This window comes from Streptomyces sp. N35 (assembly GCF_016464295.1).
Classification (GTDB): Bacteria; Actinomycetota; Actinomycetes; order Streptomycetales; family Streptomycetaceae; genus Streptomyces.
Genome location: NZ_JAEIMH010000002.1, coordinates 1 through 5,909, shown reverse-complemented (window position 1 = coordinate 5,909; position 5,909 = coordinate 1). Strand labels below are relative to the sequence as shown.

The 5,909-nt window shown below is 70.7% G+C and carries 3 protein-coding genes; all 3 read left to right on the top strand.

Annotation, left to right across the window (positions count from 1 at the left end; all coding sequences use genetic code 11):
• The first annotated feature begins 93 nt into the window (after nucleotides 1-93).
• The 3 genes from JAO81_RS00950 to JAO81_RS00940 all read left to right on the top strand — a co-directional run bounded on the left by JAO81_RS00950 (nucleotide 94) and on the right by JAO81_RS00940 (nucleotide 5,749).
• Nucleotides 94-1,098, top strand: a complete 1,005-nt coding sequence (locus tag JAO81_RS00950) for a methionine synthase (RefSeq protein ID WP_199545777.1) — start codon at nucleotides 94-96, stop codon at nucleotides 1,096-1,098.
• Between the two features lie 71 nt (nucleotides 1,099-1,169).
• On the top strand, nucleotides 1,170-3,362 hold the full coding sequence (gene ligA, locus JAO81_RS00945; RefSeq protein ID WP_199545776.1) for an NAD-dependent DNA ligase LigA: 2,193 nt from the start codon (nucleotides 1,170-1,172) through the stop codon (nucleotides 3,360-3,362).
• Nucleotides 3,363-3,610: 248 nt separating this feature from the next.
• Nucleotides 3,611-5,749 carry a bifunctional diguanylate cyclase/phosphodiesterase gene (locus JAO81_RS00940; protein WP_199545775.1) on the top strand — a complete coding sequence of 713 codons (2,139 nt, stop codon included), beginning with the start codon at nucleotides 3,611-3,613 and terminating at the stop codon, nucleotides 5,747-5,749.
• Nucleotides 5,750-5,909 lie beyond the last annotated feature (160 nt).

Here is a 5,909-nt window from a genome sequence, read left to right as displayed (position 1 = left end):
GCGGGGGGGCGCGGGGGGCGCGGGGGGGGGGGGGGGGGGGGGGCCGCGCCCCCCCCCCCCCCCCCCCACCGCTCAGTTCCGTACCCTCGCCTGGTGACCGAAGACCGCACCACCCCCTGGGGCCCTGCCACCGGCGTCGGCTCGATGCCCGGCACCGACGCCCGTGAAGCCGCGAAGACCGCCGCCGGGACCTTCGAGCGTTTCCCCTTCCTGCCCGAGCTCCCCGCCCGCGGCCCGGGCGCGGACATGATCGGCCGCACCCTCGGGCTGCTCGTCGAGATGTACGCGCGCGTGGAGCCGAGCGGCTGGCGCTTCGGCGACCGCCCCGGCCGCGACACCCGCCGCGCCTGGTCCTGGCTCGGCGAGGACCTCGACGCCCTGGAGGAGTTCACACAGGGATACGAGGGTCCGCTGAAGATCCAGGCTGTCGGACCCTGGACGTTGGCCGCCGCGGTCGAACTCCGGGGCGGCGAGGCCGCGCTCTCCGACCCGGGCGCCGTGCGTGATCTCGCGGGGTCCCTGCAGGAGGGCCTCAAACAGCACGTCGCCGACGTACGCCGCCGTATCCCCGGCGCCGAGGTCGTGCTGCAGCTCGACGAGCCCTCGCTCACCGCCGTCCTGCGCGGACAGATCAAGTCCGCCAGCGGCTACCGCACCCACCGCGCCGTCGACCGTCAGCTGGTGGAATCCACCCTGCGCGGCCTGATCGAGGCGCACGGGGGACCCGCGATCGTCCATACCTGCGCGCCCGACGTCCCGTTCGCCCTGCTGCGCCGCGCGGGCGTGGCCGGTGTGTCCTTCGACGCGTCACTCCTCACGGAACGTGACGAGGAGTCGATCGGCGAGGGCGTGGAGGCGGGACTGAAACTCTTCGCGGGAGTCGTGCCGTCCACCGACACCGCATTGTCGGACCCTGCCAGTAACGTCATGGGTGTCAGGACGCTGTGGCGCAGGCTCGGCCTGAATCCGGGATCGCTCGCGGAATCGGTCGTGGTCACGCCGTCATGCGGTCTCGCGGGGGCCTCGCCCTCGTATGCCCGCAAGGCGCTCGCCCACTGCGTCGCGGCGGCTCGCTCGCTCGCCGACAACCCTGAGTGACGGGATCCGCGGTGACGACGCACGACAGGCCAGCGGGGACTTGGTTTTTCAAAGACGCGGGAGGACACGCGATGGTCGGCACGGACCAGGCAGGCGGTACGTCATCGGTGCCCAGCGAGGCGCGTGAGCAGCATGCGCAGATCGCGGAGCAGATCGAGGAACACCGCTTCCGGTATTACGTGAAGGACCAGCCGGTCATCAGCGACGCCGACTTCGACAGGCTGTTGCGCTCGCTCGAGGCACTGGAGGACGAGTACCCGGAGCTCAGGACGCCCGAGTCACCGACCCAGAAGGTCGCGGGCGACTATCGGACGGACTTCGCCACGGTCACGCACCGCGAGCGGATGCTCTCCCTGGACAATGCCTTCGACGACGCCGAACTCGCCGCCTGGGCGAACCGCGTGGCGAACGATGTCGGCACCACCGACTACCACTTCCTGTGCGAACTCAAGGTCGACGGTCTCGCGGTCAACCTGACGTACGAGAAGGGCCGGCTGACCCGCGCGGCCACCCGGGGCAATGGCCGCGAGGGCGAGGACATCACGCCCAACGTGCGCACGATCGCCGACATCCCGGACCGCCTCGAGGGCAAGCGCATCCCGGATCTGGTGGAGATCCGCGGCGAGGTCTACTTCCCGATGGAGAAGTTCGAGGAGCTCAACGCCAAGCGCGTCGCCGCGGGCCAGGAGCCGTACGCCAACCCCCGTAACTCCGCCGCCGGTTCCCTGCGCCAGAAGGACCCGAAGGTCACGGCCACGCTCCCGCTGCACATGGTCGTGCACGGCATCGGCGCCCGCGAGGGCCTGGAGATCACCCGCCTCTCCCAGGCGTACGACCTGCTCGAGGAGTGGGGTCTGCCGACCGCTCAGCACAACAAGGTCGTGGAAGACCTCGAAGGGGTACGGGAGTTCATCGCGTACTTCGGCGAGCACCGGCACTCCGTCGAGCACGAGATCGACGGCGTGGTCGTCAAGCTGGACGAGATCCCCCTGCAGGGACGGCTCGGTTCGACGGCGCGCGCACCGCGCTGGGCGATCGCGTGGAAGTACCCGCCGGAGGAGGTCAACACCAAGCTGGTGGACATTCTCGTCGGCGTCGGACGCACCGGCCGCGTGACCCCGTACGCGCAGGTCGCGCCGATCCAAGTGGCCGGTTCCGAGGTCGAGTTCGCCACTCTGCACAACCAGGAGGTCGTCAAGGCCAAGGGCGTCCTGATCGGTGACACGGTGGTGCTGCGCAAGGCCGGCGATGTCATCCCGGAGATCCTCGGCCCGGTCGTCGATCTGCGCGACGGCAGCGAGCGGGAGTTCGTGATGCCCGCCGAGTGCCCGGAGTGCGGCACGGCCCTGCGGCCGATGAAGGAAGGCGATATCGATCTGCGCTGCCCCAACGCGCGGACGTGTCCGGCCCAGTTGAGGGAGCGCGTGACCTATCTGGCCGGGCGCGAGTGCCTGGACATCGAGCACTTCGGCTCGGTGGCCGCTGCCGCGCTCACCGGCCCGCTCGAGCCGTCGACCCCGCCGCTGGTGGACGAGGGCGATCTGTTCGACCTGACCATCGAGGATCTGCTGCCCATCAAGGCGTATGTCCTCGACAAGGACAGCGGGTTGCCCAAGCGCGACCCGAAGACGGGCGAGGAGAAGATCGTCACGGTCTTCGCCAACCAGAAGGGCGAGCCGAAGAAGAACGCGGTAGCGCTCCTGGAGAACATCGCGAAGGCCAAGGAAAGCCCTCTCGCACGGATCATCAACGGTCTTTCGATCCGTCATGTCGGCCCGGTCGCCGCCCAGGCGCTCGCCCGCGAGTTCCGCTCCCTGGAGCGGATCGAGCAGGCCGGTGAGGAGGAGCTGGCGAACACGGACGGTGTCGGACCGACGATCGCCGCCGCGCTCAAGGAGTGGTTCGCCGAGGACTGGCACCGCGAGATCCTGCGCAAGTGGCGCGCGGCCGGGGTCCGTATGGAGGAGGAAGGCGGCGAGGACGAGGGACCGCGCCCGCTCGAAGGACTCACCGTCGTCGTCACCGGCACGCTGCAGCACCACACGCGTGATGGCGCAAAAGAGGCGCTGCAGACCCGCGGCGCGAAGGTGACCGGTTCGGTTTCGAAGAAGACGTCCTTTGTCGTGGTGGGTGACAACCCTGGTTCGAAGTACGACAAGGCCATGCAGCTCAAGGTGCCGGTTCTGAACGAGGAAGGCTTCGCGGTCCTGCTCGGACAGGGCCCGGAGGCCGCACAGGAAGTTGCACTTCCGGTACCCGAGTAGCGGTTGAAGGCCACCCGTTCGGCGCATACCAGATGCATACGGGTGGCCGGGTCGCATTCGGGCAACCGTGCTCGACGGCTGCCCGTGGAAGCCTTCTGCGGCCTACTGTTGAGGTGTGCGCCTGCCGTGTCCAGTTGCGGATGGGGCATCCCCTGCTCAACAGGAGTGAGGGAATTGGTTTCGGACGCGGTGACTTCAGAAGCAGGAGCCGCGTGGCGTGGGCACCGCCGGCTGTGAGAGGGACGGGAATGAAACCGACCGAGAGCGCCGATCCGGTGTCCCGGCTGCCCGGGCTGTGGACGCCCGCGCTGCCCACCGCCGTGGTGGCCGTCGCCGCGGTCGTGCTCGGCGCGGGGGTGTACAGCGCACTGACCGGGGACCACGCGCTCTTTCCGGGTTCCACCGTCGGCTGGTCGCTCGCCGTACTCGTCGGTGTGATCGTCGGCCATCTGGTCGCGCTCGGACGTGAGCGGTGGTGGGGCGGCACCGGTTCGGGCGCCGCCCTCACCCTTGCTGTCCTGCTGCTCTACGGCTGGGTCCCGGCCGGAATGGTCAGCCTCACCGTGATCGTCCTGGTCGGCGCGGCCCGCCGGCGCCGCTGGCGCCAGGGTCTGCTGCACGGTGCGGTCGATGTACTCGGCATCGGCGCGGGCGCGCTGGTCATGGCGGCCTTCGGCGAGGTGCCGACGGTCGAGCGGCCCTGGACGCCCGAGGACTGGGATCTGTGGGCGTTTCCGGAGGTCGCGCTCGTGGCGGGCGCGTATCTGCTCGTGACCCGTCTGCTGCTCTGGTACGTGCACGCCCCGCACTCCGCCGGGCTGCCCACGGTCGCCCGTACCGCCATGATCCGGCAGGGTCTCGTGGGGGTGGCGCTGCTCGGGATCGCGCCCCTCATCTGTGTGGTCGCCGTCGCGATGCCCGTACTTCTTCCGCTGTTCGCGATCCCGCTCGTGGCGCTGGACTCGACGCTGTGGATCGCCCGGGCGCGGGCCGAGGAGCAGTTGCGCGATCCGCTGACCGGACTGCCCAACCGGCAGTGGCTGTTGGAGCGGACCTGGGCGGCACTGGACGACGCCGAACGGATCGGTGCGCGTTCCGCCCTCGTCCTGATCGACCTCGACCGTTTCCGCTCGGTCAATGACACGCTCGGCCATCTCGCCGGTGACCGGCTGCTGCTGCAGATCGCCGACCGCCTCCAACTCGCCCTGCCCAAGGGCGCGGAGGCCGCCCGCCTCGGCGGTGACGAGTTCGCCGTGCTGCTGCCCACCTGCGACTCGACGACCACGGCCAAGCGCATCGCGCGCGTCCTCGTCGCCGAACTCAGCTCGCCCCTCGACCTCGACGGCCTCACCCTCGTCCTCGAGGCGAGCGCGGGCCTCGCCGTCTACCCGGACCACGCACTCGACGCCGAAGGTCTCCTGCGCCGCGCGGACGTGGCGATGTACCAGGCCAAGGTGGACCGCACGGGCGTCGAGGTCTACGAGTCGAAGCGGGACTCCAACACCCCCGACCGCCTCGGCCTGTTGGGCGATCTGCGCCGCGCGCTCGACGCCGGCGATGTCGAACTGCACTACCAGCCCAAGGTCCGTTTCGACGGTCAGGTCGCGGGCCTCGAAGCGCTCGTGCGGTGGGTGCATCCCGAGCGCGGCAAGGTCCCGCCGGACGAGTTCATCGCGATCGCCGAGTCCTCGGGCCTGATGCCCCACCTGACCGAGTACGTCCTGGACACGGCTCTCGCGCAGGTGGCGATCTGGCACGCGCAGGGCCTGAAGGTCCCCGTCGCGGTGAACGTCTCGCCGCGCGACGTCCACACCCCCGGTTTCGCCGGTTCGGTGGCCGCGCGCCTGGCCCGCCACGGAGTGCCCGCCGGCGCCCTCCAGCTGGAGATCACCGAGCATGTCCTCCTCGAGGACCCGCAGCGCGCCGCCGACACTCTGGCCGGGCTCACCGGCCACGGCGTGAAGATGTCGCTCGACGACTTCGGCACGGGCTACTCCTCCCTGGTCCACCTGCGCCGGCTCCCGGTGAGCGAGCTCAAGATCGACCGCTCGTTCGTCGCCCGCCTCGCGGTCGACCCGGAGGACGCGGAGATCGTCCGCTGCACCGTCGACCTCGCCCACTCGCTCAACCTGGTCGTGGTCGCCGAGGGCGTCGAGGACGACGAGACCTGGGAGCGACTGCGCGATCTGGGCTGCGACGCGGTCCAGGGCTGGCTGGTCGCGGCGGCGATGCCGGCGGAGGAGACGACGGCGTGGCTGCTGGCGCGGGGGTCGCGGGGGTGGCAGCGGCCTGCGGAGCTGGCGGCTGCGGAGCTTGCGGCGGCGGAACTGGAAGCGGCTACGGGGGTCGACGACCCGGACCGGACGTCGGGGTCCGTGGTGCCGTAGGGGTCGGCTGCCCGGTGCGGGTTCGTGGTGCCGGCTGCCCGGTGCGGGCTCGTGGTCGGGTGCGGCCCGGCTGCGGCGGGCTTTTTCCCCTACCCGCCCCTTCCCGATAACATCGGCGCGCCCCCCCCCCCCCCCTCCTCCCCCCTCCGTTCGTGCGTTC

Bases quoted from the DNA above. Each gene is read 5' to 3' on its own strand.
- ligA (WP_199545776.1), top strand. From the start codon at position 1,170: ATGGTCGGCACGGACCAGGCAGGCGGTACGTCATCGGTGCCCAGCGAG.
- JAO81_RS00940 (WP_199545775.1), top strand. From the start codon at position 3,611: ATGAAACCGACCGAGAGCGCCGATCCGGTGTCCCGGCTGCCCGGGCTG.